Annotated in this window: 2 protein-coding genes; one reads left to right on the top strand and one right to left on the bottom strand. The window is 39.8% G+C overall.

What is annotated here, in order from left to right; all coding sequences use genetic code 11:
* Window positions 1-128: 128 nt before the first annotated feature.
* Window positions 129-512: a response regulator gene (locus tag WBJ10_RS01230; RefSeq protein WP_424287738.1), complete on the top strand. Its 384-nt coding sequence runs from the start codon at window positions 129-131 to the stop codon at window positions 510-512.
* Window positions 513-524: 12 nt separating this feature from the next.
* Here WBJ10_RS01230 and WBJ10_RS01225 read toward each other — a convergent pair whose 3' ends face one another.
* On the bottom strand, window positions 525-1,886 hold the full coding sequence (locus tag WBJ10_RS01225; RefSeq protein ID WP_424287737.1) for a 3-keto-disaccharide hydrolase: 1,362 nt from the start codon (window positions 1,884-1,886) through the stop codon (window positions 525-527).
* Between the last annotated feature and the right edge of the window lie 256 nt (window positions 1,887-2,142).

Raw genomic sequence — 2,142 nt, 5'->3', positions numbered from 1 at the left:
AATCCCTCTGGGCACACTTTCAAGCCTGTTACCCACCTGCGGTAACAGGCTTTATTATTTTAATGAGGCATTTATTTATTTTTTTTCAAACCATATGGTATGGTCTTTGGTAATTATAAGTAGTTACAATGAAGATACTGGTTATGGAAAAAAGGAAAATATTAATTGTTGATGATGACCAGGATATACTGGAAGTAATGGGGATTATAATGGAGTCTGAGGGTTATGAAGTTGATCTGATGTCGAGCGGACAGGAGATTTTCGAGCACATTTCAACCTTTCATCCAGATTTAATCATTTTAGACGTAATGCTTGGTGGTATGGACGGAAGACAAATATGCAAATGCATTAAGAATACCGAAGACACCCTGCATATACCGATTATAATGATGTCGGCTTCGCATAACATTGCTGATTCGGTCGAAGAAATTTGTAAACCTGATGAGTTCGTTGCAAAACCATTCGACGTTTTAGACCTGATCCACACCGTGGAATTAAAGCTCAGTGCTTAGTTTTAAGTAACATTACTTAAGCTCTTTTATTTTAATGCTTCGAAAGGCAACGGCATCGCCATGATCTTGCAGCAAGATTCTACCCTGAGTTGCCATTCCGAAATTATCCCAGGCCTTATATTTACTACCTGCCACAAGTCTCAAATATTCCGGTGAGCCTCTTTGGTATTCTACCACTTTATAGCCATTTAACCAGTGCTCTACCTTGTTATCCGGGTAAACACGGATAATACCCTGGTTCCATGTACCAATTTTTCGTGCCAGGGAATTTGGCACCTTTAAAGGTTTTATCAGATCATAAAGACCGCTTAATGTTCGGTTTCCCTGAATACCCAGTTTAGCATCAGGATGGTGCTCATCGTCCAGTATCTGATATTCCAGCCCTATTGCCGAGCCCGTACTCTTTTCTTTTTCTGTCACAAAATACTTTACGCCGCTGTTTGCCCCCTCGCTTAGAAGGAAATCAAACTTTAATTCAAAAGCACCAAACTGCTTTTCCGAAACAATATCACCACCATTTACTGCCTCACCGCCTCCTGATTTTACGACATTGAGTGTACCATTTTTGATTTCCCAGCCCTTTTCAGGAAATTTTTCCCTGCCTGCTCCTCTCCATCCTGCTGTGGTTTTTCCATCCCATAACAATTGATATCCATTTTTCCTCTCCTGCCAGGAAAGATTATTGGGCACGGTATTTACAACGTGAATGTTATCTGCTGGCGACTGCTTTAAGTCCCTGGTTTTAATCTTAATATTTCTCCATCGTATCTGGTTGCCCGGTTTATCAGTTTTACCTATGCTATGCACTTGTAATGCGATAAAGCCCTTTGCAGTTTCGGCATCAATCAGATGAGCTGTTGGTATACCATTCACCCATGTTCTGATCGTATTCCCTATACACTCAATCCTGTATTTATTCCATTGATTATTTTTAAAGGCCACTTTACCTCCCGGGTTCAATTCGAGTGGATATAGCCAGCCCCTTCTCGCTTCATCATAAATTCCCCCGCTCCATTGCCGAGCAGAAGGGTCGATTTCTATCTGATACCCATGAACACGGCCTTTCATATATTCCGGCTTGCTCATACTTCGGATTTGTATGCCGGAATTCATTTCCGGATGAACGAACAACTCAAGTTCCATTATGAAATCTCCATAATCTTTCTCGGTTGCCAGAAACGAATTGGGCTCATTTGAAACGGTTGTCCCAATAATTTCACCATTCTTCACTTCATACACGGCTTTTCCATTAAGCTGTTTAAAGCCTGACAGATCTTTGCCATTGAACAAATTTGTCCAGCCTCCCTTATCCTGTGCAGAAGTTGAAAGCGACATTAAAATACATAGGCAAGTTAATAGTGGTCTTAAATCCATAGATAATCGTTTTACTAAAAGTACTAATTCCCGTCCTACGAAGACGGTATTTTTTCACAATTAACAAAAATTGCTTAATTTCTATCGAAAAACCACTCCGCCGTGTGCAATCAGTTAATCCGGTATATCTGGTAAAGGAAGATAAAAAGTCTCAAGATGTAACAAAGCCAGATTCCTTTCGTATTGTAACATTAGAGATTTTCATTTATCTCAATACTAAGATGTTAAAAACGTTTTCTTTACGTTTGGTGATTAT

This window comes from Daejeonella sp. (assembly GCF_049655485.1).
GTDB lineage: Bacteria > Bacteroidota > Bacteroidia > Sphingobacteriales > Sphingobacteriaceae > Daejeonella.
Note: the sequence above shows the minus strand (reverse complement) of the source record. Positions and strands in the feature narration are given on the sequence as shown.